29 protein-coding genes, 1 tRNA gene and 1 riboswitch are annotated in these 26,482 nt (G+C 61.5%); of the genes, 14 read left to right on the top strand and 16 right to left on the bottom strand.

Annotation, left to right across the window (positions count from 1 at the left end; translation table 11 throughout):
• Positions 1–96: 96 nt before the first annotated feature.
• From BN32_RS19000 to BN32_RS18990, 3 genes are all read right to left on the bottom strand, one after another.
• Entirely contained in the window at positions 97–660 is a 564-nt protein-coding gene (locus tag BN32_RS19000; RefSeq protein WP_040427298.1) for a nitroreductase family protein, read from the bottom strand.
• A 175-nt stretch (positions 661–835) separates the two neighbouring features.
• Complete coding sequence (gene thrS, locus BN32_RS18995) at positions 836–2,872, bottom strand: threonine--tRNA ligase (protein ID WP_019196430.1); 2,037 nt, start codon at positions 2,870–2,872, stop codon at positions 836–838.
• 125 nt (positions 2,873–2,997) lie between these two features.
• Positions 2,998–4,233 (bottom strand): MFS transporter, encoded by a 1,236-nt coding sequence (locus BN32_RS18990; protein ID WP_019196431.1) that lies wholly within the window; start codon positions 4,231–4,233, stop codon positions 2,998–3,000.
• A 119-nt stretch (positions 4,234–4,352) separates the two neighbouring features.
• On the opposite strand from BN32_RS18990, the gene BN32_RS18985 reads away from it, so the two are divergent.
• Together BN32_RS18985 and BN32_RS18980 are read left to right on the top strand one after the other, a co-directional pair.
• Positions 4,353–4,937, top strand: a complete 585-nt coding sequence (locus BN32_RS18985; protein WP_040427296.1) for a CGNR zinc finger domain-containing protein — start codon at positions 4,353–4,355, stop codon at positions 4,935–4,937.
• A gap of 87 nt (positions 4,938–5,024) precedes the next feature.
• On the top strand, positions 5,025–6,128 hold the full coding sequence (locus BN32_RS18980) for an MFS transporter (RefSeq protein ID WP_173405801.1): 1,104 nt from the start codon (positions 5,025–5,027) through the stop codon (positions 6,126–6,128).
• A gap of 28 nt (positions 6,129–6,156) precedes the next feature.
• Here BN32_RS18980 and yidD read toward each other — a convergent pair whose 3' ends face one another.
• Positions 6,157–6,492: a membrane protein insertion efficiency factor YidD gene (yidD, locus tag BN32_RS18975; protein ID WP_019196434.1), complete on the bottom strand. Its 336-nt coding sequence runs from the start codon at positions 6,490–6,492 to the stop codon at positions 6,157–6,159.
• Positions 6,493–6,763: 271 nt separating this feature from the next.
• Between yidD and BN32_RS18970 the strand changes: the two genes are divergently transcribed.
• Positions 6,764–7,711, top strand: coding sequence for a COG3904 family protein (locus BN32_RS18970; RefSeq protein ID WP_040427030.1), 948 nt, complete (start codon positions 6,764–6,766; stop codon positions 7,709–7,711).
• 4 nt (positions 7,712–7,715) lie between these two features.
• Here BN32_RS18970 and BN32_RS18965 read toward each other — a convergent pair whose 3' ends face one another.
• Positions 7,716–8,174: an iron-sulfur cluster assembly scaffold protein gene (locus tag BN32_RS18965; protein WP_019196436.1), complete on the bottom strand. Its 459-nt coding sequence runs from the start codon at positions 8,172–8,174 to the stop codon at positions 7,716–7,718.
• Positions 8,175–8,447: 273 nt separating this feature from the next.
• Here BN32_RS18965 and folE point away from each other — a divergent pair, with 273 nt between their 5' ends.
• From folE to BN32_RS18945, 4 genes are all read left to right on the top strand, one after another.
• The gene (gene folE, locus BN32_RS18960) at positions 8,448–9,116 is read left to right on the top strand and encodes a GTP cyclohydrolase I FolE (protein WP_040427294.1); all 669 of its coding nucleotides are present in this window, start codon (positions 8,448–8,450) and stop codon (positions 9,114–9,116) included.
• Between the two features lie 45 nt (positions 9,117–9,161).
• The gene (gene hisI / locus BN32_RS18955; RefSeq protein ID WP_019196438.1) at positions 9,162–9,590 is read left to right on the top strand and encodes a phosphoribosyl-AMP cyclohydrolase; all 429 of its coding nucleotides are present in this window, start codon (positions 9,162–9,164) and stop codon (positions 9,588–9,590) included.
• Positions 9,591–9,908: 318 nt separating this feature from the next.
• Positions 9,909–10,892 carry a lysozyme family protein gene (locus BN32_RS18950; protein ID WP_019196440.1) on the top strand — a complete coding sequence of 328 codons (984 nt, stop codon included), beginning with the start codon at positions 9,909–9,911 and terminating at the stop codon, positions 10,890–10,892.
• 107 nt (positions 10,893–10,999) lie between these two features.
• The gene (locus BN32_RS18945; RefSeq protein ID WP_019196441.1) at positions 11,000–11,725 is read left to right on the top strand and encodes a sulfite exporter TauE/SafE family protein; all 726 of its coding nucleotides are present in this window, start codon (positions 11,000–11,002) and stop codon (positions 11,723–11,725) included.
• A 204-nt stretch (positions 11,726–11,929) separates the two neighbouring features.
• On the opposite strand, the gene BN32_RS18940 is transcribed toward BN32_RS18945, so the two are convergent.
• Positions 11,930–12,355 carry a VOC family protein gene (locus BN32_RS18940; RefSeq protein WP_040427292.1) on the bottom strand — a complete coding sequence of 142 codons (426 nt, stop codon included), beginning with the start codon at positions 12,353–12,355 and terminating at the stop codon, positions 11,930–11,932.
• 69 nt (positions 12,356–12,424) lie between these two features.
• Between BN32_RS18940 and BN32_RS18935 the strand changes: the two genes are divergently transcribed.
• The gene (locus BN32_RS18935; protein ID WP_019196443.1) at positions 12,425–13,042 is read left to right on the top strand and encodes a TetR/AcrR family transcriptional regulator; all 618 of its coding nucleotides are present in this window, start codon (positions 12,425–12,427) and stop codon (positions 13,040–13,042) included.
• Between the two features lie 119 nt (positions 13,043–13,161).
• Positions 13,162–14,634: a DUF2336 domain-containing protein gene (locus BN32_RS18930; RefSeq protein WP_019196444.1), complete on the top strand. Its 1,473-nt coding sequence runs from the start codon at positions 13,162–13,164 to the stop codon at positions 14,632–14,634.
• Between the two features lie 182 nt (positions 14,635–14,816).
• Here BN32_RS18930 and BN32_RS18925 read toward each other — a convergent pair whose 3' ends face one another.
• From BN32_RS18925 to BN32_RS18910, 4 genes are all read right to left on the bottom strand, one after another.
• A complete protein-coding gene (locus BN32_RS18925) occupies positions 14,817–15,395 on the bottom strand; it encodes an Hpt domain-containing protein (protein WP_019196445.1) in 579 nt (192 codons plus the stop codon).
• Between the two features lie 8 nt (positions 15,396–15,403).
• Positions 15,404–15,949 carry a response regulator gene (locus tag BN32_RS18920; RefSeq protein WP_019196446.1) on the bottom strand — a complete coding sequence of 182 codons (546 nt, stop codon included), beginning with the start codon at positions 15,947–15,949 and terminating at the stop codon, positions 15,404–15,406.
• Between the two features lie 125 nt (positions 15,950–16,074).
• The gene (locus tag BN32_RS18915; RefSeq protein WP_019196447.1) at positions 16,075–16,854 is read right to left on the bottom strand and encodes an NAD kinase; all 780 of its coding nucleotides are present in this window, start codon (positions 16,852–16,854) and stop codon (positions 16,075–16,077) included.
• Positions 16,855–17,187: 333 nt separating this feature from the next.
• A complete protein-coding gene (locus BN32_RS18910) occupies positions 17,188–17,736 on the bottom strand; it encodes a tetratricopeptide repeat protein (RefSeq protein WP_019196448.1) in 549 nt (182 codons plus the stop codon).
• A 278-nt stretch (positions 17,737–18,014) separates the two neighbouring features.
• Here BN32_RS18910 and BN32_RS18905 point away from each other — a divergent pair, with 278 nt between their 5' ends.
• Entirely contained in the window at positions 18,015–18,278 is a 264-nt protein-coding gene (locus tag BN32_RS18905) for a His-rich protein BRANT (RefSeq protein WP_019196449.1), read from the top strand.
• A 137-nt stretch (positions 18,279–18,415) separates the two neighbouring features.
• On the opposite strand, the gene BN32_RS18900 is transcribed toward BN32_RS18905, so the two are convergent.
• A complete protein-coding gene (locus BN32_RS18900) occupies positions 18,416–20,521 on the bottom strand; it encodes a TonB-dependent receptor (protein ID WP_019196450.1) in 2,106 nt (701 codons plus the stop codon).
• Between the two features lie 171 nt (positions 20,522–20,692).
• Positions 20,693–20,923, bottom strand: a riboswitch (cobalamin riboswitch).
• A gap of 80 nt (positions 20,924–21,003) precedes the next feature.
• On the opposite strand from BN32_RS18900, the gene BN32_RS18895 reads away from it, so the two are divergent.
• Positions 21,004–21,438 (top strand): hypothetical protein, encoded by a 435-nt coding sequence (locus BN32_RS18895; protein WP_152343768.1) that lies wholly within the window; start codon positions 21,004–21,006, stop codon positions 21,436–21,438.
• A gap of 140 nt (positions 21,439–21,578) precedes the next feature.
• Here BN32_RS18895 and BN32_RS18890 read toward each other — a convergent pair whose 3' ends face one another.
• From BN32_RS18890 to BN32_RS18875, 4 genes are all read right to left on the bottom strand, one after another.
• Entirely contained in the window at positions 21,579–22,799 is a 1,221-nt protein-coding gene (locus tag BN32_RS18890) for a serine hydrolase domain-containing protein (protein ID WP_019196452.1), read from the bottom strand.
• Positions 22,800–23,253: 454 nt separating this feature from the next.
• Positions 23,254–23,802, bottom strand: a complete 549-nt coding sequence (locus BN32_RS18885) for a PRC-barrel domain-containing protein (RefSeq protein ID WP_019196453.1) — start codon at positions 23,800–23,802, stop codon at positions 23,254–23,256.
• Positions 23,803–23,887: 85 nt separating this feature from the next.
• A complete protein-coding gene (locus BN32_RS18880) occupies positions 23,888–24,097 on the bottom strand; it encodes a hypothetical protein (protein WP_019196454.1) in 210 nt (69 codons plus the stop codon).
• 161 nt (positions 24,098–24,258) lie between these two features.
• A complete protein-coding gene (locus BN32_RS18875) occupies positions 24,259–24,549 on the bottom strand; it encodes a hypothetical protein (protein WP_019196455.1) in 291 nt (96 codons plus the stop codon).
• On the opposite strand from BN32_RS18875, the gene BN32_RS18870 reads away from it, so the two are divergent.
• Both BN32_RS18870 and BN32_RS18865 read left to right on the top strand, forming a co-directional pair.
• Positions 24,548–24,832 (top strand): hypothetical protein, encoded by a 285-nt coding sequence (locus BN32_RS18870; RefSeq protein WP_019196456.1) that lies wholly within the window; start codon positions 24,548–24,550, stop codon positions 24,830–24,832. The genes BN32_RS18875 and BN32_RS18870 overlap by 2 nt on opposite strands.
• 129 nt (positions 24,833–24,961) lie before the next feature.
• Positions 24,962–25,036, top strand: a tRNA-Thr gene (locus tag BN32_RS18865).
• A 216-nt stretch (positions 25,037–25,252) separates the two neighbouring features.
• On the opposite strand, the gene BN32_RS18860 is transcribed toward BN32_RS18865, so the two are convergent.
• Entirely contained in the window at positions 25,253–25,690 is a 438-nt protein-coding gene (locus BN32_RS18860; protein ID WP_162161324.1) for a hypothetical protein, read from the bottom strand.
• Positions 25,691–25,747: 57 nt separating this feature from the next.
• On the opposite strand from BN32_RS18860, the gene BN32_RS27130 reads away from it, so the two are divergent.
• Positions 25,748–26,395: a hypothetical protein gene (locus tag BN32_RS27130; RefSeq protein ID WP_019196458.1), complete on the top strand. Its 648-nt coding sequence runs from the start codon at positions 25,748–25,750 to the stop codon at positions 26,393–26,395.
• Positions 26,396–26,482: the final 87 nt, after the last annotated feature.

The following is a 26,482-nucleotide window of genomic DNA, read 5'->3' as shown; positions in this document are numbered from 1 at the left end:
CATAAATCCGTCATAGTTTCTGTGACGCACTAACCATCAAACGACTTGGAATTTTCGCAAAGCGCACATTGGTTCCATCGGCGCGCTGTGCGGATTCTAAAACCGCGTCACGATCTCGCTGAGCGCGGGGCGTGGCCGGTCGTCGGTGGGCCGCTCGGCCCTGCCGATATGGATGAAGCCCGCGAGCTTTTCATCCGGTGACAGCCCCAGTGCAGTGAGCACATCACGGTCGAACGCCATCCAGCCTGTCAGCCAGTTCGCCACATAGCCGAGCGCGTGCGCGGCGTGAACGATGTTCATGGCGCTGGCGCCGGCCGACAGTTCCTGCTCCCACATTGGCACCTTGGGATGCTTCGACGTCCTGCTCACAACAGCGATGACGAGCGGCGCGTGGGTGAAACGCTTCTTCTCGGTCTCGACCTGATCGGGCGTCGCGGTGACGTTCTTGGCGCGAAATACCTTCGCGAAAATCTCGCCGGCGCGGGTTCTTGCATCGCCTTCAAATACGATGAAACGCCACGGCACGATCTTGCCGTGATCGGGCACGCGCGCGCCGACGGTCAGGATTTTCTCTAACTCCGCAGCCGAAGGGCCGGGGCCGCTCATCTCGATCGGCTTGATGGACCGGCGCGTAGTCAGGAGGTCGATGGCATAGAGCATGTTGTATCCGGGCTGTTGGCGCACCATCGGGGTGCGCGACGCTGATATCGGCAATCCAGACCGCGATAACAAGGCTTGAAGTTTATGAGGCCTCTAAACTTACTTAGAGGCATAATCTTATCCGAAAACCGGTTTCCACTTTTCGGGATTATGCCGAAGAGGCCTCATAACGTTGTTAGGCGTTTGCCCGCTTCAGGTCCGGCGGCAACGCTTCATAGGCGAGCGACTTGAGCGCCTCGTCGAGCGGCAGCACGGTCTGGCCGTCGCTGCCGAGACGGCGGATCGAGACCATGCGGCCTTCGGCTTCTTTCTTGCCGACCACGAGCAGGGCCGGCACCTTCGCCAGCGAATGCTCGCGCACCTTGTAGTTGATCTTCTCGTTGCGGAGATCGATCTCGGTGCGCAGTCCGGCTTTGCGGCATGCGGCGAGAACCTCGCGTGCATAGTCGTCGCCATCGGAGGTGATGGTGGTGACCACGGCCTGCACCGGCGCGAGCCAGAGCGGGAAGTGGCCCGCAAAATGCTCGATCAGGATGCCGGTGAAGCGCTCCAGCGATCCGCAGATCGCGCGATGGACCATCACCGGCGTCACCTTGTTGGAGTGATCGTCGATATAGAACGCGCCGAAGCGGCCCGGCAGGTTGAAGTCCACCTGCGTGGTGCCGCACTGCCATTCGCGGCCGATGGCATCGCGCAGCACGTATTCGAACTTCGGCCCGTAGAACGCGCCTTCACCCGGATTGATCGAGGTCTTGATCCGGTTGTGGCCTTGCGCCGCGATCTGCTCGAGCACCTTCGCCATCACGGTTTCGGCGTGATCCCACGCTTCATCGGAGCCGACGCGCTTTTCCGGACGGGTTGAGAGCTTGACCGTCAGTTCGCCGTCGAAGCCGAAGTCGGCATAGGTCGACAGGATCAGCTCGTTGATCTTGAGGCACTCGTCCGCAAGCTGGTCCTCGGTGCAGAACACATGCGCGTCGTCCTGCGTGAAGCCGCGTACGCGCATCAGCCCGTGCATCGCGCCCGATGGCTCGTAGCGATGCACGACGCCGAACTCGGCGATGCGGATTGGCAGCTCGCGATAGCTCTTCAGGCCGTGCTTGAAGATCATCACGTGGCCGGGGCAATTCATCGGCTTGATCGCGAACCAGCGCTTGTCTTCCGCCTCGTCGCCGGCCGACTGCGCCGCGAACATGTTCTCGCGATACCACTCCCAGTGGCCCGAGGTCTCCCACAGCGACTTGTCGAGCATCTGCGGCGCGTTGACCTCGTCGTAGTCACCGGCGAGGCGGCGGCGCATATAGGCGATGATCGCCTGGAACACGGTCCAGCCCTTGGCGTGCCAGAACACGACGCCCGGACCTTCTTCCTGGAAATGGAACAGGTCCATCTCGCGGCCGAGGCGGCGATGGTCGCGCTTCTCGGCTTCCTCAAGCTGCTTGAGGTAAGCGTCGAGCTCTTCCTGCTTGGCGAATGCGGTACCGTAGATGCGGGTCAGCATCGGGTTGTTGCTGTCGCCGCGCCAGTAGGCGCCGGCCACCTTCATCAGCTTGAAGGCGTTGCCGACCTTGCCGGTGGACGTCATGTGCGGGCCGCGGCAGAGGTCGAACCAGTCGCCCTGCTTGTAGATCTTGATCGACTGGTCGTCGGGAATAGCGTCGAGCAACTCGACCTTGAAGTTCTCGCCCTTGTCGGCGAACACCTTCTTGGTGCGGTCGCGGGACCACTCCTCCTTGGTGAAAGGCGTGTCCTTCGCGATGATCTCGCGCATCTTCTTTTCGATGGCGGCGAAGTCTTCCGGGGTGAATGGCTCGTTGCGGAAGAAATCGTAATAGAAACCGTTGTCGATCACCGGGCCGATGGTGACCTGCGTGCCGGGCCACAGCGTCTGCACGGCCTCGGCCAGCACATGCGCGGCATCGTGCCGGATCAACTCCAGCGCGCGGGGATCATCCCGGTTGATGAATTCGATTTTCGCGTCTTGCGCGATCGGATCGGCAAGGTCGGACACCACGCCGTCCAGCGCCATGGCGACGGTGCGCTTGGCGAGCGAGGGCGAAATGCCCTTGGCAATGTCGAGGCCGGTGGTGCCTTTGGGAAATTCGCGCTGCGCGCCGTCGGGGAAGGTGACCTTCACTTTGTTGGTCTCGACGGGCTTGAGATTGGCGAGGCTGTACTTCAATCCGGGCGCGGAGGGGTCTTTATCGGTCATTCTGTTCTCCTGTGGCTCACTCCTGCGAACGGGCGCAGGTAAGCGGTGGACCCGCTGTATAGCAGCGGATTCGGGCGGTGCAATGTTCAGTTTCCGGTGAACCCGGCGATTTTAGACCATCGCGATTAGGCCGGTGCGGCGGCCTTTGACATCACCATCATGATCCCCGCCGCGACAATGTTCGCGGCAACGCTGGCGAGAATTGGCACCAGGTAGCTGCCGCTGGCGTCGAATGCGAAACCGGCGGCGCTGGGACCGATCAGGGTGCCGAATGCCACGCTCGTATAGAGAATGCCGATGATGCCGCTGACGTTGCGGCCGCCGAAGTAATCCATCACGACGGCCGGCAGAACCGCAACCCATCCGCCGTAGAACACACCGTAGACGAATGCGAAGACAGCGAGCGACCAGACGCTGGCTGCTACGGCCCAGATCGCCAGCGCCAGTCCCATGCCGATGAACATCACCAGCAGCGATGTGTGCCGTCCCATCCGGTCGGCGAGGTCGCCGAGAAAGAAACGCCCCACAGTGCTCCCGACGCCGATCACGCCGAGCAGCAGCACGGCGGACGCTTTCGTCACGCCATGGTCGATCGCGTAGGGCACGAGATGCACGAACGGCACGAACACGCCGAACGAGCAGATCAAGCACGCGATATAAAGGCTGATGAACTGCCGCGACCGGACAGCTTCGCCAACCGATGCTCCCGTCGGCGTCATCGACTGAATGCCGGGTTGCATGGCGTCGCCATCGGGGCCGAGGCCGCGGTCGCGCGGATCGTTTTCGATCAGGAGCGCCATGCCGGCGCCGACGACGGCGGTGAGGCCGCCGAGAACGAGATAGGCGGTCCGCCATCCCAGCGTGTCGATGAAGAAGGCGGCGAGCGGCGGCATGATGAGTGTGCCGACACCGATGCCGCTGACGGCCAGTCCCGATGCGAAGCCGCGGCGTCTGACGAACCAGCGCTGCACCGCGCCGATGGCCGGAACGTAGGACGCGCCGACGCCGAGGCCGACGCCAAGTCCGTAAGCGACATAAACTTCCGTGAGATTGCGCGCGAAGCTTGCAGCGGCAAGGCCGAGCCCGATGAGGATCATGCCTGCGATGGCGAGGCGGCGGGAGCCCCAGCGGTCGGCAAGGGGACCGCTGACAATCCCAAGTCCGAAATAGAGAAACCCGGCGAGCGAGAACACCAGCGACACCGAGCCGCGCGACGCGCCGAAGTCGCGCTGCAGGGATTCGACGAATGCGCTGAAGGTGTAGGCGCTGCCGAAGCCCAGCATCATCACGGCGAAGGCGGCCGCGACCACGAACCAGCCGTAGAACAGGCCGGGATTGGGGATCGTTCGATCGGTGGTCATGGTTCCTCCCCTGATGGCCGCCGGGGCGGCTCTTTTTATTCACACCAGTATAAACATCTAACTGGTGTCGATTGATGTCAACCGTTAAAACTGATTTATTGGTGTTTCAAGGAGTTGCCGTGTCGAAGGAGTCGCGAAAGTTCGAGGTTCCGGACGAGTTGGCCAATCTCTACGATTTTGCCAACACGCTCGACCTGCGCCGGTTCGTACATCATGGCGTACAGCATCCACAAAGCGATCAGCTAGGCAATACGGCAGGGCTCGCGGCATGGATGTCGGAACGGAAGCTCGGCTCCGGCGGAAAGATGACGCCTGCGATGTTCGAGACGGCCCTTCAGCTTCGATCCAGCGTGCGCGACTATCTGCAATGCAACCCGGACGACCGAAGAAGAAACAAGACCGTCGGTCGCGCACTTAACCGGATGACGCAACATTTTCCGCTCGCCGTCGAGGTGCACGACGCCGGAATGACGCTGCGCCCTGCGCGGGACGATGCACTGGCCGGCTTATCAGTGGTCGTTGCGGAGTTGTACAACGCCGCCGCGAACGGGACGCTGGACCGCTTGAAGATGTGCGCCTCGGATGAGTGTCATCGGGTATTCTACGATCGGTCGAAGCCTGGGACGCGGCGCTGGTGTGTTTCGGCACTGTGCGGAAACCGCGCGAAGACCCGGACCTATCGCGAGCGGCATCACGGCCCCTGATTGCGCCACGCATGGCTTTCATGCAATTGCATTTAACCGTTCGTGTGCTAACAACGCCGCGTGAAACGCTTTGCTCCCACAGCCTTGATGCTCGGCAATTTTATCACCGGCGTGAGCATTCTCGCGCCTGCGGGTATGCTGCCGGAATTGTCACATGAGTTCGGCGTCTCGATTCACGAAGCGGGGCTGCTCATTACTTTCGGCGCGGTGGTGCTGTGCATCTGCTCGCCGGTGTCGGCATGGCTGACCAGCCGCTTCGACCGCCGGATTTTGCTTTCGGTGACCGTGGCAATCATGGCTGCGGCGCAGTTCGCATCCATGGTCGCGCCGAACTACGCGACCCTGATGGCGATCCGGCTGGTGATGCTAGCGGTTGCAGCGTTGTTTACGCCGCAGGCTGCAGGTACGGCCGCGATGATGGTGCCGCCGGAGCGGCGCGGCAGCACGATGTCGTACGTATTTCTCGGCTGGTCGCTGGCGCTGGCGATCGGTCTGCCGCTGGTGGCCTATGTTGCGAGCCATATCGGGTGGCGTGTTGCCTATAGTGGCATCGGCGTCATCGCGCTGTTGAACCTGGCGCTTCTTGTCTGGCGGATTCCGGCTGGCCTTGTCGGTACGCCGGTCGATCTCAAGACGTGGGGCGATCTCGTACGCAATCCGCTCATCGTGCTGCTGCTCGTGATCACCGTGATGCAGACCTCGGGGCAGTTCGTGGTGTTCACGTATCTCGGGCCATTGTTCGCGAAACTCGGCGGCAGCTCTGAGCTGGCGATCATCGCGTTCGGCATTTACGGCGTGATGGGTTTCATCGGAAACGTGATCGCGAGCCGCGTCGTCGATACGTGGGGCGCCTATCGGACGTCGCTGACGGCGATTGCGATGCTGCTGGTTGGAATTGCGATGTGGGCGCTGGGCGCGGGCGTCGTGCCGGTGATGCTGGCGTCGATGGTCCCCTGGGGCATGGCGTTCTCATCGGCCAACTCGATGCAACAGGTCCGGCTTGCCGGTGCGGCGCCGCTGTTCGCAAGCGCGACGGTCTCGCTGAACACGTCGGGGCTATATATCGGCCAGGCCATCGGGTCGGGTATCGGCGGCTTTCTTTTCTCGCACGAGATGTATTACGCGGTTGGCTATGTCGGCGTCGGCTTCCTCGTGCTGGCGCTGATCTCGGTGTTTCTCTCGCGGCGATGACGGCGGTTCGCGCGAGCTGCACGACGTTCTAGCCGTCGTCGTTGACGCCGCGCCAGCGCGCGTAACGCCACGGCAGATACCAGCGTGCGTCGGCGGAGATTGCAGCAGGAACGTTGTCGATGCCGGACGTACCCCATGGCTGGCAGCGCAGCAGCCGCGCCAGCGTCATCCAGCCGCCAGCCCACAAGCCGAAGCGTGCGATGGCTTCGTCGCCGTAGACCGAGCAGGTCGGCAGATGACGGCAGTTGAAGCCGACCAGCGGTGAAAGCGTGTGGCGATAGATCCAGATCATCCCACGGCCGGCATTGCGCGGCAGATTCTGAACCCCGCCGGCGCATTCGGGACATCGGGCCGAAAGTTTCATTTCATTGCCTTGGTGAATGTTCTGTCCAGTTCCTTGGCGCTTGCCGGAGTTACTGGCGTCCGGATGATGAGTTCCCGCGCAGGGAACTGCAACATGTTGTCTTTCGCGCCACACCACACGGATTATCGCACGATTTTGACTGCGCCGCAGCAAAAGTCGAATGGACGCGAATCCCGCAGACCATTACGCTTTCCATAACACCCGTATGACAGAATCGTCGTTGCGGGTTGGGGCCGATGCCGTTGTCGAGTAGGGCGGGGAAGGAACCGAGTTGTTTGTCGTGGGGTCGCTGAACTGGAGCGGCTGGGTGCGAATTTGCGCCGCCGCCATTTGTCTCACGCTGCCTGGCTCGGCCATGCTCGGCGGCACGGTCGGCGCGTCTCCGACTCTCGAGGAACGCAAGCTTCCGATGAACTTTAAATGGCACGAGGCGCAGCCTGCGTGCGAGCGCGATTGCGCCGGTTGGATCGGCGCTGTCGGCGTCATCACCTCCGACACGCCTGCGAAGTTCGAGGAATTCTCCAGCGGCCGGAATCTCAAGGGCAGCACGGTGGTGCTGGATTCCAGCGGCGGTTCGGTTCTGGACGCCATTTCGCTCGGGCGGCGCTGGCGCAATCTTGGGCTGCGCACCACTGTCGGCATCGTGATCGAACGGGAGAATGCGGGCCGCGCCGGGCGCGACATCCTTCCCGATGCATATTGTGAATCGATGTGCGTGTTCCTGCTGCTGTCGGGCAATACGCGCACTGTGCCGGAAGGCGCGCGCGTGCGCGTGCACCAGATCTGGATGGGCGACCGCGCCGACGATGCGAGGGCTGCCAGTTATTCTGCCGACGATCTGATGATCGTCGAACGCGATATCGGCCGCCTTGCGAAGTACACCTTCGACATGGGTGGCACCGGCGATCTGTTGTCGCTCGCGCTCAGCATCCCGCCGTGGGAGCCGCTGCATCAATTATCCGTTGACGAACTGCGCCTCACCAACCTGGTCACCATGGATGCGGTGGCTGACGCGAAGCGGATGTCCGACGATGTCGTGGGAAGCGCGACATCGAAGTCGCAGGAGCGCGTGGTGCGCCCACCTTTGGTGAATGCGCCGGTGGTTTCGGTGATCTCCGATGTTTCCGAGAAGGGCGCGGGGCTTGTTCCCGGGACGCGGACCGCCGAGGCTCACGCGCCGACCGGCGGTGCGGCACCTGCTGCGGCTGAGCGGAAGTAATCCGTCAGGCTTGCGCCGGAGTGAGGGTGCCTGCGGCTTTTGCCTCGATCTGCCCGACGGCATCCACCACTGCATCGAATGTCAGCATCGTCGAGGCGTGGCGCGCCTTGTACTCGCGTACCGGCTCCAGCACCGCAACGTCCGCCCACTTGCCGTCAGGTGGCGCGCCGTTTTCCTTGAGCATTTTGCGAACGGTCTCGCGCAGCTCGCGCAACTCCGTGGCGTTCGAGCCGATGACATGGCGGGCCATGATCGAGGAGGAGGCCTGCCCAAGCGCGCAGGCTTTGACGTCGTGGGCAAAGTCGCTGACCACGCCGTCCTGCATCTTGAGATCGATCTTGACGGTCGAGCCGCACAGCTTGGAGTGGGCGGTCGCGGAGGCATCCGGATCAGCAAGCCGCCCCAGACGTGGGATATTGCCCGCCAATTCGATGATTTTCTTGTTGTAGATGTCGTTCAGCATGGCGGTCGAATTCGCTGTTGCATGAGACCCCTTCCGTCTACCGCCCTTGGCGGTCGCGGCTCAGAGCCTATATAATGACCTGGATGCAGGAATAAACTGTCTGCATTCCAGCGATGCAGGGAAATATAGACGGATTTCCTTGAAATTTGCTGCGAACATGCGGGATAGGCGTCCGGCGGCTCAATCGAACCGATTGGCTGCTGCGGCTAACCGGTGACACTCCGGCCCTCCATCGAGGTTGTCATGGACCAGGGCCGGTCGAACGGAGACGAAATGGACGCTATCATCAAGCCGATCCGCAGTGGCAAGCCGGCGGAAAAATCTGAAATCCCTGCTTCCGATTACATGGCCTCGGCCATCGACACCGACCTGGTGCGGCCATCCCGCAGTGAGGCCGAGGCGGCGGTCAAGACGCTGCTGGCCTATATCGGCGAGAACACCAGCCGCGAGGGCCTGCTCGATACCCCGCGCCGCATGGTCGAAGCCTACGACGAACTGTTTCAGGGCTATGCCCAGTGCCCCGCTGAAATCCTCGATCGGACGTTCGGCGAGACGGCGGGCTATGATGATTTCGTGCTGATCCGCGACATCAACTTCCATTCGCATTGTGAGCATCACGTGATGCCGTTCTACGGCAAGGCGCACATCGCCTACGCTCCGGTGGACCGGGTGGTCGGCCTGTCGAAGCTGGCGCGGCTGGTCGATGCTTTCGCCCATCGCCTGCAGACCCAGGAGCATCTCACCGCGCAGGTTGCCGGTGCGATCAATGCCATCCTCAAGCCGCGCGGTGTCGCGGTGGTGATGGAAGCAGAGCATACCTGCATGTCGGTGCGCGGCATCGCCAAGGAAGGCGCGAAGACCCTGACGACCCGCTTCACCGGCGTGTTTCAGGACAATCCCGACGAACAGGCCCGTTTTCTCAACATGGTGCGTGGCGTATAAGCCTTTGAACGAAGGCGTCCGCGCCTTCTCTGACAAGGTGACGCCGTGACTTCATCACACGCCCACTCGCATGACGCCGAAGAAGGGCTGGTCTTTCAGCCCAAATTCGACGCGTCCGGTCTCGTGACCTGTGTTGCCACCGATGCCGCGTCAGGCGACGTGCTGATGGTCGCGCACATGAACGACGAGGCGCTGCGCAAGACCATCGCAACCGGCGAGGCGTGGTACTACAGCCGCTCGCGCAAGAAGCTCTGGAAGAAGGGCGAAAGCTCCGGTCACGTTCAGCGCGTCCTGGAGATGCGGATGGATTGCGATCAGGACGCGGTGTGGATCCGCGTCGAGCAGACGGGTGCTGCCTGCCACACCGGCCGGCGCTCATGCTTCTACCGCGCCGTCACCGGCGAGGGTGGCGAGGCGAAGCTGACATTCGTCGACGCCGACAAGCTGTTCGATCCCGCCAAGGTCTATCGCTAGACGCTCGCTGGAGGGACAGCCTTCGCGGGTCACTCCTTCGGGAGCCTGCGCTTGGCCCGCTGATCCTCGATGCTCCAGAACAGAGCGGTCGATGTAGCCAGCAGACAAGCGATCAGCCCCAGGAAGGCCCATGTCGCGTCGGGTATGCTGAGTGCGTTGATCATGCTCAGGACAATGCAAAGCGTAGACCTTCGGGCATGTCAGGGCCGCATGGCTGCTACATGCCAGACGTTAGCCGGCGCACACTTGGGGCGTTAACCCCCTGTTAACTATAAATGCGGCACGCTGGATAAGGTTCCTGGGGAGCGGGCACCAAACATGGCGGTCGATTCAACAACCATCAGTGCTGGGCTGGATTCTGCGCGCGCGAAAATCGCGGGCACGATCAAGAGTGCCGCCAGCGCGACCGGCGCCAGCTTCGAATATCTGATCTCGGCCGCGAAGATCGAATCCAACCTCAATCCCAAGGCTCAGGCCTCGACCTCCTCGGCGCGCGGGCTTTACCAGTTTATCGAGCAGACCTGGCTCGGCACGGTGAAGGAGGCGGGGGCGGCATTCGGTTTCGGCAAATACGCCGATGCGATTTCCAAATCCGAGTCGGGCCGTTATTCGGTCAGCGACTCAGCGACGCGGGACGAAATTCTGAAATTGCGCGATGACCCTGCAGCCAACGCGGCCATGGCGGGTGTGCTGACGCAATCCAACAGTTTCAAGCTGACCGGCATGATCGGCCGCCGCCCGACCGACAGTGAACTTTACATGGCGCATTTCATGGGCGTGAGCGGCGCGTCCAAGCTGATCTCCAAGGCCGAGGACAGCCCGGGCGTATCAGGCCCCGCAATGTTTCCGAGTGCCGCCGCCGCCAACCGCTCGATCTTCTACAATCGCGACGGCAGCGCGCGCAGCGTGTCGCAGGTTTATTCGGTGCTGACGTCGCGCTATGACGCTGCGGCGAATTCCCAGACCGCCCGCACCGCGATTGCGGCTGCCGGAGTCACCCCCGGCTCGCGCATGGCAGCCGCGCCGGTCGACAACGCGGCGTACCTCTCGAGCTTCCCGCAGGCCCGAACGCCGGCCGATGCACCCACTCAGGTTGCGTCGCTGCAGACCCCCGCACAGCCAGTCTTCCGGTCGCTGTATCAGACCGGCGATCGCCCCGAGCCGGTGTCGAACGCCGTGCGCGAACTGTGGGGCAACAACACCTCGCTGACGAATCCGATGCCGGCGGGCGGCGCGACCCGGACGGAGGCCCCGCAGGGCCTCGGACTGTTCAGCGATTCGACCGGTGTGTTCAGCGGGTAACTTTCGCGCTGCGGGACATTCTTCACGCAAGGGCAGGGATAAAATCGCGGTAGGCGACTCGCGACCGGCTGCAATAACGTCAGCGACCTCATCGCGGGTCCGCATCCTTGATCTATGCCTTCATCCTCATCGTCGGCCTCGCCGCCGGCATTATCAGCGGCATCGTGGGCACCGGCTCCTCGATCATGCTGCTACCGGTGCTTGCCTACGCCTTCGGGCCGAAACAGGCGGTGCCGATCATGGCGATCGCGGCGATCATGGCGAACCTCTCGCGCATCATTGCGTGGTGGCGGGAAGTCGACTGGCGGTCGGTCGCAGCCTATTCAATTCCCGCCGTGCCGGCTGCTGTGCTCGGCGCGCGTACGCTACTCGCGCTGCCATCGGGCGTGGTGGACATCACTATCGGTGTGTTTCTGATTGCGATGATCCCGCTGCGGCGCTGGATGGCGGCGCGAAATTTCACGCTGCCGCTGTGGTCGCTCGCGATCATCGGCGCAGCGATGGGCTATCTCACCGGCATCGTCGCATCGACCGGGCCGATGACGGTTCCGATTTTCATGTCGTACGGCCTCGTCAAGGGCGCGCTGCTCGGAACCGAAGCCGCCGGTTCGCTGGCGATCTACATCACCAAGGCATTGACCTTCCGCCGCTTCGACGCGCTGCCGCTGGACGTCATCCTGAAGGGATTGATCGCTGGGTCGTCGCTGTTCGTCGGCGCCTTCATTGCCAAGCGTTTCGTGGTGAAGCTCGACCCCGACGCGTTCCGTCTGCTGATGGATGGCTTGATGTTGGTCGCAGGCCTGTCGATGTTCTGGAGTGCAATTCAAAGCTGAGACTTTGATCTAGTGGTCCGATTCTAACATTCGCATCCCCCCTTTCAGCAGCAATCTTTTGCGAATGTTAGAATCAAAGGACCGCTAGCAAATATGAGTTGCTAGTGGAGTTTTGGATTTGACATTCGCGTGCGAACCCACCGCAAACGGGTCGCGAATGTCAAATCCACTCCACTAGTTTGAATCGCAGCTCCTTGATACGACTCACCTTGGCAATGAATCCTCTGCATAAAGTTCCGCGAATTCCGCACTTGGCGGGATCGGCTTGATGACGTCGATCAGGACGCCGTTGGGGTCCGACGTGATGAAGTGACGCTGTCCAAAGGCTTCGTCGCGCAGCGGGATCAGGATCGGAAGACCCGCGGCCTTTGCCTTGGCGTACATCTCATCGGGATCTTCGACTTCAAAGTTCAGAAGCAATCCCGACACCCGGCCACGGCCAGATTCCGGGATTGTTTCGTGGCTGCCGTTCAGCACGGCGAGATGGACCGAGGCGTCGGCGGTCGACCGCAGATGGATGTACCAGTCGCTTCGGAACTTTTCCTCGAAACCGAAATGCGCCGTGTAGAAATCGGCGGTGGCATAGACATCGTGGGTCATGATGACGGGGTAGTAGCTGGTGATTTTCATGGTGGTCATCCCTTGCCAATTAACATACAGTCTGTATGTTAAATCGCAAATAACATACAGGCTGCATGTATGCAAGATCCTCAATCAAAAGATCTGCCGCGCACGAACCGGGATCGGACGGAAAAGACCCGGACGGCGCTGATGCAGGCAGCCCGGTCTTTGTTTGTCGACAAGGGATATGGAGACACCTCGACGCCGGAAATCGTCGCGGCGGCGGGTATTACGCGCGGTGCGCTCTACCATCACTTCGAGGACAAGCGCGCGTTGTTCAGGGCCATCGTCATGGACGAGGCGCTTGCGGTGGCGAGCGCCATCGAGCGCGAAACGCCTGCGGGATTGAAGCCCATCGATGCATTGCTGAAGGGAAGTACAGCTTATCTCGATGCCATGCGCGTTCCGGGACGAACGCGATTGCTGCTGATCGAAGGGCCGTCGGTTCTCGGGCCGGCGGAGATAAAAAAACTCGACGAGGACAACGCGGCGCGCACGCTGCGCAGCGGTCTCGAAGCGGCCATCGATGCGCGAGGCCTGCCGCTCGCGGCGCTCGCCGATTTGTTGTCGGCGGCCTTCGATCGCGCAGCGCTCGCCATCGATGCCGGTGAAGATGCCGACGATTACAAAGCCGCGATCGTCACATTGATCCGGCGCGTCGCGGGCGCGCTGCCCGAGCGGTCTTCGCGGGGTTAACAAAACCTCAACAAACACAGCCGTTTATGGTGAACGTTTTCTTAAGTGTCATGGTTTACGGTTCGTAACAGTGGCGTCGCGTCGCGGTGCCTTGGCATGTTGCGTAAGCCGGAACACCCATGATCGTTCGGCAGTTTATTAGTTGGGTTCGCACTGCTCCCGCAGGGGAGCGCGCAGAGGCGACGCGGTGTCTGGCCCGCGCCTGGCTCGTTTCCGATTTGTCGGAAGATGATCGCGCCGCCGCCGAAGGCGCGTTGCTGATGCTTCTCGACGATGCGTCGCCGCTGGTCCGGCAGGCGATGGCGGAAATCTTCGCTCATTCGATGGATGCGCCGCCGGCCATCATTGCGGCACTTGCCGTCGATCAGGCCTCGGTCGCGGTTCCGATCCTCGAACACTCACCGCTGCTGCTCGACTCCGATCTCGTGGATATCGTTGCGACCGGAAATCCCGAGACGCAATGCGCCATCGCGCGCCGTTTCGATCTGCCGCCATCGGTTTGCGCGGCGATTGCAGAAGTCGGCTGTGCGTCATCGGCGCTGGAGCTGATCGAAAATCGCGCAGCCCAGTTGGCCCCGTTCTCGCTCGCGCGCATCGCAGATCGTCACGGACATCTCGCCGCGATCCGCGAGTCGCTGCTGACGCTGGACGACTTGCCCGCTGCCGTGCGGCTTGAACTGGCGCAGAAGCTGTCCGACACGCTGACGCAACTGGTGACCGCACGCGACTGGCTTCACCCAGATCGCGCCCGGCGGATCGCGGGCGAGGCGATGGAACGCTCCACGGTCAACATCGCCGCCCAGACGCGCGGCGCGGATATGACCGCGCTCGTCGGTCATCTGCGCTCGATCGGTCAACTCAATACCGGGCTGATCCTGCGCGCACTGTTGTCGGGCAATATCGAACTGTTTGAGGGATCGCTGGTCGAGCTGTCCGGTTTGCCTGCCAGCCGCGTGGCTGCGATCGTTCACGATCGCGGCGGCGCCAGCCTGAACGCGCTGCTCGCGAAAGCCGGCTTGCCGGAATCGACTTATCGCGCTTTCCGCGCCGCGCTCGAAGCATCCAACGAAATCGGTTTCATCGGCACGGTCGCCGGCGCGACGCGGCTTCGCCGCCGCATGGTCGAGCGTGTGCTCACCCAATGCGAAACATCGGAAACGGTGTCGGAGCCGCTGCTGATCCTGTTGCGCCGCTTTGCGACTGAATCGGCGCGGGAGGAAGCGCGCCTGTTCTGCGACGATCTCGCGGCCGAGGACTTTGTCGGGACGTTGAGCGCGCATGCCGAGGCCGAACAGATCCGCGATTATACGTATGAGCCGGACGCGATCTATCCGGAGCAGCAGGAACATACTGTGGACGCGGCGTACGCGTTGGTTGAAGAGTACGATGAGGCCGAAGACTACGCATCGGCTGAGGAATATGTCCCGGTCGAAGACTATGTCTGCATCGATGAATACGCTCCCGCTGAAGACGACGCAGAAGCCAAAGAGTACGCGGCAGCTGAACGGTGCGCGGCTCAAGAGTACAAAGAAGTCCGTGGCCATTACAGCTATGACGATTACCGGTACGACGACCGGCGGATCGCGGCGTAGCGTCGTCAGCGATCGACGTAATCCAACAATTTGAGCCGTCATCCTGAGGTGCGCGCCGCTGTTGCGGCGAGCTTCGAAGGATGAATGGCTGGAGCGCCGTCACGGGCCGTCGCCCTTCGAGGCCTTCGCTTCGCTACGGCACCTCAGGATGACGGCGAACTGCTGCACCTCGGTGGGAGTTGTCAGCCTTCCGGCACGATGCTCGGCGCAAGCACTGCTTCGAGGTGCTCGGGGCGGTCGCGATTGACGTGGATCAGATATTCGTCCGCGACGCCGCGCAGCTTCCTGCTCAGCTCATCGGCCATGCCGACGGCGTCGATCCGCGCCTGTTCGCGGTAGATGGCCTGGATCGCGTTGACGTGATGCTTGATCAGCTCGCCCGGCACTTGCGCGAGATCCGGCGCGTGTTCGATGATCCGGCAGAGGCTTTCCGCGGCTGCGGCAGCGGTGGGAAAGCCGAACGTCGCGGCGCCACCCTTGATGTCGTGGGCGGCGCGGAAAAGCTCTTCGCGATTCTCGCCGTTCAGTCCGTCGCGCGCGATAGCGGCATAGGCCGCGCTCAGCCGGTCGCATTCCACCTGCATCCAGTCGGTGAACTCGCCGGACAGGGAGGCGAGCGCCTTTTCGGCGCGCGCGACAGGATCTTCGATGTCCTTCTCCTCGGAATACCGCACCATCTTGCGCAGCGGATTGGGCTGCGAGATGACCTGATGGTCCGCGAAGGTATCGACCTTGATCTCTATTGGGGGCTTGCGGGCCATGGGTTTTCCTAGTTTCCGGAACGGGCTTTTTCGAGCAGCGAGGGCTGCTGCATGATTTCGGCGTTGCCGCCGCTGCGGCGCTCGAGGCCGATGTAGGCGGCGTTGGTGTTGCGGCGCCGGTCCGGTCCGAAATAGTTTTTCGTCTTGATGAAGGGCCGGGGATTGGCCACGACATTGAGGATGCGCTGATAGAGCCCCTTGGCGGAGATCGGCTTCGCCAGGAATTCCGTGACCCCGGCATCGCGCGCCACCATGACGCGGCGCTTTTCCGAATGGCCGGTCAGCATGATGATCGGTGCGTAGGGATTTCCCGCGCCTTCCGGCTGGCGGATCATCTGCGCGAGTTCGAGCCCGTCGAAAATCGGCATCGACCAGTCGGTGATGACGATGTCGGGGACGTAGTGGGAATACATTTCAAGCGCGGTTGCGCCGTCTTCCGCTTCATAGACTTCGCGCGCGCCGAACGAGTGCAGCAGCGTGCGCAGAATGCGCCGCATATGCGCGTTGTCGTCGCACACGAGAAACCGCAGCTTGTTGAAGTCGATAATAAACATGCGCAGCCCGAGGTGGCGCACCCGGAAAACAGGGTACACCTCGCATTAACTATATGCGGCTGCCGTTAACGAATGGTTATCTAAGCCGGGCAGGGGGAACCGGACGCGCAGGTATCCGAAGAAGGTCAGACCCCGAACTGCTCGCTGAGAATGCGCTCTTCGAGGCTGTGGCCGGGGTCGAACAGCATGCGGATCGAAATGGTCTTGTCCGCAATGATTTCGACCCGCTTCACATCGCGCGCCTCGTCGTGATCGGCGACGGCGGCGACGGGGCGCTTGTCGCTTTCGAGAACCTCGAACACGACAAAGGCGGTGTTGGGCAGCAGCGCTCCGCGCCAGCGGCGAGGGCGGAACGGACTGATCGGTGTCAGCGCAAGCAGCGCGGCGTTGATCGGCAGGATCGGGCCCTGCGCTGACAGATTGTAGGCGGTCGAACCGGCTGGCGTCGCCACCATGATCCCATCGGCGATCAGTTCGGCCATCCGTTCGTGTTCGTCGACCAGAATCCGCAACCGCGCAGCCTGATGGGTCTGCCGGAACAGCGAGACTTCGTTGATAGCGTGATGGATATGCACCTTGCCGTGGATGTCGGTGGCGCGCATCAGCAGCGGGTTGATGACGGTGAGCTTCGCGGCTTCCAGCCGGTCGATCAGCGAATGCGGGCTGAACTCGTTCATCAGAAAGCCGACGGTGCCGCGATGCATCCCGTAGATCGGGATGCCGGAGCGCATGTGCCGGTGCAGCGTCTGCAGCATCAGGCCGTCGCCGCCGAGCGCCACCACCACGTCGGCCTTGTCGGACGGCTGGTTGCCATAGGCCGCGACCAGCTGGGCGAGAGCCTGCTGGGCCTCATCGCTCGGGCCTGCCACGAAGGCAATCCGCTCGTATTTCTTCGCCGTCGTCATGTCAGCCCCCGAGGCGCGGGCACATGGTCGTGAACGCGCGGGTTCGTCTATACGAGGTTTTGGGGGGTTGTCGAGGCGCGATCAGGCCGCGCAAAACTGCCCCGCGCGGCCGGAAGCCGGCCCTTAGTGTCCTGAATCCGAAGTTCGCTGCACTCCGCAGCACCTGCGTAGCGAACTTCGGATTCAAAAGGACACTGGAAAACTATGATTCCAGCGTGGTTTTGGTTCGCCAATCCGCAAGCCGAACGTGAGGCAGAAATGACGCGGATTGGCGGACCACCACACTGGGACTGATCTGCCGGTTAACCAGGCGGCTAACCGGGACATCTGCCGTCAGTACGATGTCCGGCCGTTGGTCAGCGCCGAGGCCAGCGATTGATATTCGGCGCTGTCGCGGCCTGTCAGGGCTTCGATCTTGGCAAGATGATGCTTCGCCTGTTCGCGATTGCCCTGTTCGACCTGCCAGAGGCCGTAATACTGCCAGGTGCGGACGTGATCCGGATCGGCCTTCAGCGCGCGCTCATACCAGACGCTGGCCAATTCGTAGTTGCCGAGCTTGCGATACGAATAGCCGATCAGATTGGCGACATCGGCGCGATCGTCCTGACCTAGCGCCTTGAGCTGCGGAATCGCGGCTGCGTAATCGTTCTGCTCGTAAATCGTTGCATAGGCGGTGCGGTAGCCCTGGAGGAAGGCGGGATCCTCGATCGATGACTTCCTCTCGCCCTTCTTCTTGTCCTTGGGCTGCGATTTAGTGTCGGAGGCGGGAGGGGGCGAGGGCGTATCTGACCCGGCGGCTTGCGCCAGATTGATTGTGGGCGCCGCGACGAACGCCGAAAGAATTAGCGCCAGAGATATCTGCCTGATGGTCAAGTTACTCATGCCAAGCCTCCGTTGATCTGCAAAACGATCCTATCTTTTTCTGTATGTCTAAACACCCGCCGGGTTCAAACATTCCTGCGATTGCGGGTCATAATTCCGGCGGCTTTTCGCCACCGCAGGCCGGGCCGGCGGCACATGGTGAAGCTGTCATCCAGATGAACGAAAGCTATCAGGGCGCTTCAGATTGAGTTCAGCGCGCCGGGCCTAGCGTTGTTGCGACGATCGGCACCCGGCTTATCCGACCGGCCCTCCCGATCGCATAACGACAGGAGAGACCCATGCTGAAGATCATTTCTGCCGTCCTTGTGGCGGGTTCGATGATTGTCGCGCCTGCCATGGCTGCCACCGTCATGAAGACCGAAACGGCGCCTGCCACAAAGTCTCAAACCATGAAGCCGTCGGTTGCGAAGGCGAATGCGAAAGTGACGACGAAAAAGGTCAAGCATCACAAGGCGCACAAGAAGAGTGGTGCTGTCGTGAGCAAGAAGCACATTTCGTCCACGGCGCCTGCGAAGCACATCGCCGTGCAGAAGAAGGGCTGATCCCTTCTGACGTTTCGATATTTCCTTGGGTTGCTATTGCGTAGCCCCCGCATCGAAGCGGCTCATGGAAAGAAGAACGGCCCGCGGTCATCGTGAGATGAGCGCGGGCCGGGCTGTTTGTAAAAGACGTTCCCGAATTAGAAAGTCACGCCGGCCTTGAGCATGTAGCTACGGCCGGGCAGGGGATAGGCATTGAACGAGCCGTACGTCGATGCGCTCGCGATGGCGTAATCGTAGGTCAGAACGTCGAGAAGATTGTTGACGCTGAAGGACCAGAAGAAGCGATCGATCTCGCCGCTGAGCTTGAGGTCGATGGTCGCATTGGCGGGAATGAGCGGCTGGAAGTTGCGCTGGTCGTTGTCCATACGCCGCGCGCCCCAATATCGCACGGTCGCATCGAACACGAGATAGCGCTGCCACACATCCCACGACACGCCGCCATAGGCGGTGACGCGCGAGACCAACGGAACGTCGTTGCCGGCAAATTGCCCTTCGGAGAATACAGCGCGCGTATAGGCGAAGCCGCCCCTGAGCCGGACGGTATCGCTGGCGCGCAGGGTTGCACTGGTTTCGCTGCCGTACCGATGAGTTGGATCAAGGTTGATGTTGTAGAACAACGCCGGGTTGAACTGAATTTCGTTCTTCAGCCGCATGTCGTAATAGCTCGACTGAATATCGAGCGGCCCGCTATGGATGCGGATGCCGCCTTCCACATCGTGAGACGTCTGGGTCTTTAGGTTGAACGTGCCGGGCGCAAAGAACGGGCCGGATCCAATCCGCTCATCGACGTTCGGCGTACGGAATGCTTGTGCAGCACGCGCAAACACGGCGAAATTGTCGTTGATGCGATGCTCGATGCCAACATGAAGAGCGTGATTGGTTTCGTCGGTGTTGAGCGGCGATGCCTGGGGGTCGCCGAACCAGTTTGGCGCCGACATGTCGAGCTTGTCTCTTGCCTGCAGCTTCGTGTTCTGGAGTCTGCCGCCGTACGAGAAGTCAGTGCTCGGCAGGAGACCGATGGTCTGCTGCCAGTAACCGGCGAGGGTTTGCTGCTTCAGGTTGTAGACGTGTATCGGCGCGTCGCCAGCATAGCGGCTCCGGTTCGAACCGTAGGCCGCATCGTAATAATCGACGCCGGTCAGGATGTTCGAGCGCAGTCCGAACAATGAGTTCTTGATGCTGACGCGCGGCGTAACCGACCACGTCTGGAGGGAGGAATCGACAAAACGCGCATTGAACGGACTGAGGGGAAGGTCTCCGGGGAACGAACCTTGCTGCTGCTTGTCGCGCACACCGCCATCGACGATCAATTCCGCGCCGTCCCACAAAGACTTGGTGAAGCCGGCGGTAGCATTTTTTCCCTGCTTTTCGCCGCGATCGAAGGGTGTTGCTGCCCCGCGCGGATCGGTTGCAAGGCGATTGATGCCGGTGCCGAATTCGCTCGTTGCTCTGCCTCCTGGAAGGCCAAGGCTTTGATTGTCGCCTGACAGGTTCAGGAAGGCGCTGAAGTCAGACGTTGAGTAGCGAACCTCGCCAACGCCGTTGGACTGCCGCAAGGCATTGTTCACGCGGTATCCATCGGACGAAATGGCGTTGCCAAAAACGGCAGAAGACCACGGGCCCGCGTTGACGCTGGCGGACACATTCCCCAGACGCTGGTTGAACGATCCGACACCGGCCTCGGCGCGCATTGCAATTGGCTTGCCGCTGCTGGCTCCGGTTTTCGTGATGATGTTGACAACGCCACCTATGGCGTTATCGCCGTACAGCACCGCGCCGCTGTTACCCTTGGTAACTTCGATTCGCTCGATGGATTGGAGCGGAATCGTGGACAGGTCGACGCCCGCAAGATCGACGTCGTTGACGCGCCGTCCGTTGATAAGGATGAGCGTGTTGGCTGAAGCGAACGCGCCGAAGCCTCGCAGATCGACCACGCTGCCAGCGCCATTTACCCCGCCAAAGAGGTTCTTGATCTGCACACCGGGAACGGTTGCCAGCACATCCTGCACTGTCTGGCCTGGTGAGCGCGCGATGTCTTCTGCCGTAATGACTGCTGTGGATGCGCCGACGATGCCGCCATAGAGGCGGCTGGCATCGACGTTGATCGGCGGCAGCTGGCCGCCGGTACCCTGCGCGAGGGCAGGGCTCACAAGTGCCGTGCCCGCGAGGCATGCCGCTGCGAACGCCGTTGTTGGAAAGAGAGATTTAGAAAAAAGAGTCACGTTGAAGCCCCGCCGATGCATGTGATCGCGGAGGCGCGGTGAAAACGCGCGCAGGCATGACGATGCGCGGCAAGCGAACGCTGCCGGACTTTACGTCGTGACTGAGGAAACAGGCCATCGGCCGAACCTCCGCAACTGTTACGTCACGTCACCGCTGCGGAAATGCCGCCCCTTCGCACGCCCCGTGCGACGGAAGGATGACCGGTACAGGCAGGTCTCCTGGCTCGCGGATCGTCGCCGTTGCCCGCCTTCCCAAGCCAGGCTTACAAGCCTTGCTCAGTGGCGTAATGGACAACGGCTCACCGCTGACAGTTGCGGGGGCAGCTTCGGACTGGCCGTGCAAGCTTCTTTGAGGAAGCTGCGCGGCGACACCGAATTCCCTATTCGCCAGCTTGCGCTGGCACCTGTGCCGTGGTTGCAATCAACCGACGAGGGGTTGCCTTGTCAATGACACAATGTGCAAGAAACCCAATGCCATGGCTCAGGTTGCGGACTTCATTGGGATGCGTTGCAAATTGGTGACATATGGGCCGCGCGTGGCGGCGATGCTGCTTGCGCTGGGCGTGGCGGGTTGTGCATGGACCGGCGGCAATGACAGCCTGTCCTACACCGCCGATCGCGGTGTCGATGACCAGAAGTTTCCCGCCAACTACAGGCCGGAATTGCTGGCGCTGCTGCGCACCTACCTCAACGATCCACGCGGCGTCCGCGAGGCTGCGATTGCCCAGCCCGCGCAACGCGAAGTCGGAGGCCGGCGCCGCTATGTGGTCTGTGTGCGCTTCAATGCACGCGATGCTGCCGGCGGCTATGCGGGCGTCAAGGAACGCGCCGGGATGTATATCGACGGACGGCTCGACCGCATTATCGAAAAGACCGAGGATCTTTGTAAGGGCGTGACCTACGCTGCGTTTCCCGAGATGGAAAAGCTGACGCGCTGACGACAAAGCCGAGAGAGGTACATTTTAATTAGGCTTCACTCTCCGTGCGTCCCCGCGACAGCGGGGACCCGGCTTTTGAAGTTCTGGATTCCCGCTTGCGCGGGAATGAGCGGAGAGAACCTGTTTCCAATTCAGCTGGATCACGCTCCAGACGAAAAATGCTGGACGATCGATTCGAAGCCTCGCCGCCAGGCGCGGTAGTTCTCGACGTCGAGCGGGATCGGTTCGGCCGCGACGCGAACGATCACCAGTTCGCTGACGGGATCGATGTAGATCCATTGGCCGTGGATGCCGATGCAGCACAGCGTCCGCCGCTTGCGGTCGATCTGGTAAAATTTGCTGCGGTAGGCCGCACCCGGAAACATCGCGGCGAACTCGCCACGCGCCCATGCCTCCGGATCGCCGTTGTCATTGATGTCGTCGATCCACCAGCCCGGTATGACCTGCTTGCCGTTTGCGACGCCGCGCTGCCGGATCATTTCGCCGAAGCGGGCGAGGTCGCGCGGCGCGGCGCAGATGCCGCCGGCGGCGCGCATGGCGCCTTCGGAGTCGAGCGTGATGTAAGCGTCGCTTTCCGCGCCGAGCGGCGTCCAGAGATATTCGCCGAGCAGGTCGGAGAGGGCACGGTCCGCGGCGCGCTCATAGACCCAGCCGAGCAGGTCGGTGTTGGTCGAGACATAGTGGAACGCATGGCCGTGGGCCTTGCCGTCGGGCTTTTGGGTCGCGAGGTATTCGCGCAACTGCATTGTGCTTTGGCCGGGCTTGATGACATCCCATCCCACCGCGCGCCGGTAGCGTGCGACATCGCCGTCCGGATCGACATAGTCTTCGGTGAACGCGATGCCGACCGACATGTCGAGCAAGTGGCGCACCGAGCAGCCGCCGTACACCGACGACGAGACCTCGGGAACGTAATCGGTGACCGGACGGTTGGGATTGAGAAATCCCTTGTCCGCGAGAACTCCGCCGAGCGCGCCGCAGATCGATTTGCTCACCGAAAACACGATGTGCGGCGTCGTGGCATCCATGCCGCTCGCGTACCATTCGGCGGCAATCCGCCCGTGGCGGAGCACGACAAATCCCTTGGTGTTCGTTGTGCGCAGTGCCTCGCGCAGCGTGGTCGGGCCTTTGTTGCCCTCGAAGGCGACGTTGCCGATTTCGGCCAGCGAACTTTCGAGAGGAACGGGATGTTTCGATGCAGCGATGTTCGCCGTCGGCAACACGCGCCGGACGTTGTGAAAGCTCCACTCGCTGTAGGGCTGGGTGCGCCAGTTCGCCAGCGTCACCAGATTGTCCCGCGCCGGCGGGAATTCGGTCATGAGATTCTTTGCAGGATTCTTCGCTGTCGATTTGGCTAACATTCGTTTCTCCGGAGTCCGATCCAGCGGGACTGAATCGTTTCGTTGTTATTTTTTAGCGCGGCCGGGCGTGGATGATCGCCTTGGCGAGAGACCGCGCACGCACATTGTGCGCGTTAATTGGCGCGTGACAACACTGCGCCGCACAACCGCGTGGGCGGGCGGGAGAGAATCGGACTCGGAAAGGCCGTTCTGGCAAGAGGCTCAGCGCAAAACAATGCGCGAGACTCTTCGCGGGTCCCGCGTTCAAATCCGGACATGATGCGGATGATTCTCAGATAGCCTTTTGAGGAGCCCTTAGCCGTGAATACGATATTGGTCCTCACGCTGGCCGTTGCTGCTTCGCTCAACGCATGGTGCCTCAGCGCCTATCTCTGAGCTGCACAGGCCGATGCAAAAGCGGCCGAATCGGAAAACCGATTCGGCCAATATTGAGTTAGAGACTATTCAAGCCGGATTACTTGGCGCTTTCCGAATACTTGAAGGCAGGCATGGCCTTCAGCTGGTCCTTGGTCCCGTTCATGACCGCATGATCCGGGTACCATTCATTTTTGGTTGTTGTCGCAGCCATGCCGCCGCCCGCAGCGCCGGTCGTTGTTGACGGCCTTGTCGTTGTTGTCGAAGTCCCTGGCGAGCCCGGCATCTTGTCGGCTGATGCCGAGCGGATCGGCTCATCGACCCATTTCAGCTTGTCGAACGTCACCGCGATGTCATGCTGACCGACGCCGAGGAAGCCGCCGACGCCGATAATCACGGCGTTGATCTTGCCGGTGTTGTCGAGCAGAATCTCGCTGATGTCGCCGAGCTTCTCGTTGGCGTCGTTATAGACCGCGAGGCCGACAAGTTTGGAAGCCCGCCAGTTGCCCTTCAGGTTCATCTGCTCGCTTGATGCCGACACGGCCGGCGCAGTCGAAGAAGGTGATGCCGGAGTTGTGGTCTGCGCGAACGCTGCTCCGCCAGCCAACGCGGTTCCAAGCAGAGCTGCCGCCACATATTTCTTAATCATCGGATTCTCCTTTCAATAAATCGATTGAACCGGGAGAACCCAAATCGCTAGCCAATGTTCCGGGAACTGTCGCCGTTCGTCCGCGTCAATTTAGCAGGTTGCGCGGCACTTTTTCGGAGCGCAAAGGAACTTCGCCGTTTTCGATCGCGGCGTGAAGCGTGTTCAGTTGTGCCTCGAGATATTCGTTCGCGGCCAAGAGCGCCATCAAGGCGCCGCGCGTGTCACCGCCGCACTGTGCGATGACATCATCAAGGGCATTTTCATAACGGTCGTCCTGCGGTTTCGCAAAAGGCATGATCGTCCTCGTTCCGTGTTTGCCTGACTCGCCGTCTACCTGTGTGGTTAACGGTGACCGGATGGTGACCGTTCCAAGGCACACAGGGGATTGGCAGCATTCACAGGTACTTTCGTGCCTTTCAGAGCACCAAGCGGGAGTATTCGGGGAGGTGTGGGGTGCTATTTCGCGGTCTGGTACACGGCCCAGATATCTAAAACCCCTAGGTTGTAGAGGAAGGCGAGGACGGCGATCACGCCGATAGCCGCAAGCAAGTATTTGTGGTGTGCGCGAAACCCGCCAGTGCCGGCCATAAAACGTCTCCCGGTTTCACTATTGGTGACGCAAACCGCAAGGCAGCGCAAACCGGCGGGATCGGCGCCGCCCGTTAGGCGAGGTGCGGAGAGTTCCCGGAACATCCTGCAGGGCGCTTCGTTGAAGAAGTCGTCTGAAACAAGTGGAGAAATTAACATGCAAAAACTTACGGCAAGTCTGGCTGCGGCGGCTCTGGTCATGGCCACGAGCTTTGCGTCGGCTCAGACCGCGCAGCAGAAACCGTCGGATCCCGGAATGACCAACTCGCCCCAAGCCGGGAGCAGTGGGACCAACCCGTCCGATCCGAAGAGTGTGAAAAAGAGCGCGAAGAAGAAAAGCGGCACCACCACGGGCATGGGCGGAAGTGCCATGAAGAAGGGCACCGGCATGGGCACCTCGAGTGGTGGTCAGGGCGGCGGCGAAGGCGGCAGCGGAAAGTAGCTGCGGACCGATCGTCCGAGCTCGGAGGGGCCGTCACATCGGGTGGCGGCTTTTCGTTGGCCTGATGACCCGGCAGCCCTCTTGGCGGTCTTGTCCTTGGGAGGCGGCGCTGATAACTGTTCCCCCGTTGCCGGTTTAGCTCAGCGGTAGAGCAGCGGTTTTGTAAACCGAAGGTCGGGAGTTCAATCCTCTCAACCGGCACCAGCAAAATCAGGCACTTCTCGCATTTTTGTAGCCCGGCTTTTGAGCGTATTCAGGTAAAAAGAGCCTCTGGGGCTACAGGGGGCTACAACCTCTCAATCATCACGCCAAGCGATCGAGTTCTAGCGAACTCGAATGTAGCCCCGGCATGTATCGCGCAGCTTCACGGCCGGATTCGACACTTGCTGATGTGGCCACGACTCTACCGTCATGGCCAAGTCATCGCCACGAAAAAATCAATACATCCTCGCGCGGCAAATCGCGCAGCGGCTGGCGCGCGCCGGAGCGCAGCCCTATGCGGACGACTGTGAACAATACGTAGTTTTGGAAGGTGAGCGCGGAGGAGAGGTCATCGAATTCGGACGACCGCTGCGCGACCACAGGATGTTTCCCGTAAAGTCCCGATCGAAGAATAACCGGCTTGCTGAGCAGTTCGCCGCTTTCGCTGCCGTCGAGGACAGGTCGGCTTGGTGTCTCTGGACCGTCTGCCGCCCGTCGCGCAAGACGCAGATCAACGAGCTTGAGGAAGACTATCGACAGTTCAATGACGACATCAACCGTGTGTTGACGGAGCTTCGGAAGCGCTGCGAATTCGAACTCTTGCTGATCGGCATTCACATCCGCTTCGATCGAAACGTTGGTCTGTTCGATATACATGCCCACTTCGTCTGTCGGATTCCCATCGATCGGCGAGAGGAAGCCCGCCGCCGGCTCATGACCGCGTTTTCGCGCTGCCATCTTCCGGACAACGCGATCCGGTCCCCGCAAGGTGTCGCTCGCTACATCAGCAAAACCTTCAAGCTGGAGGAGGTCGTTAAGTGGCCGAAGAAGGCGATGCTCGCTGCGTGGAACCTTGGCGGAAATCGCTTTCATTACTGCCGAACGGCGGGACGTTTCGCCGCGTATCGACGGGACAACCGGCGGCCGGTCGATCCTCACCAGCAGAAGACCATCCAAGAGAAGCGCAGCAACCGGGCAGAGACGCGACATCCGGATTGGGAGTTTCAGGACCGAAGGCTTGTTCGACGGACTTGGCGTTTCGGCGATCAGGAGATCAGCGGCACTCTCTACCGGCGGGCGCCGGCTTGTTCCCCGCAGCGGCCGGCCACCATGCATTCGGAGCACCCGGAAGCGGGAGGCCCTGCCGCCCCTACCTACCCTTCTACGGATATGGCCACAACTCAGGCGACCCCGACGGCGCCCCCGATCACGCCGCAGCGGACCGCGGTGCCAACGGCTACAACGGGACGCGGAGTCGTCTCCACCACACTCGCTGCGCTCAAAAAATTGGGCCGGCTCGCGTTCGGCGGTTTGAAGCGCATTCTCTCCCCGCTCGTTCGCATCTTTCGCAAGAACGAATAGCCCGGCCCGCAATCGGCGCGCGGCCTCCGGACGCTGGCATCGCCGTCCAGATTGGAGCGCCATCCGGATCAAGGTCGGCGGCACGGC

Source organism: Afipia birgiae 34632, assembly GCF_000308295.2.
In the GTDB taxonomy this organism is placed as follows: Bacteria; Pseudomonadota; Alphaproteobacteria; order Rhizobiales; family Xanthobacteraceae; genus Afipia; species Afipia birgiae.
The sequence above is the reverse complement of the archived record's forward strand: the minus strand, read 5'-3'. Positions and strand labels throughout refer to the sequence as shown.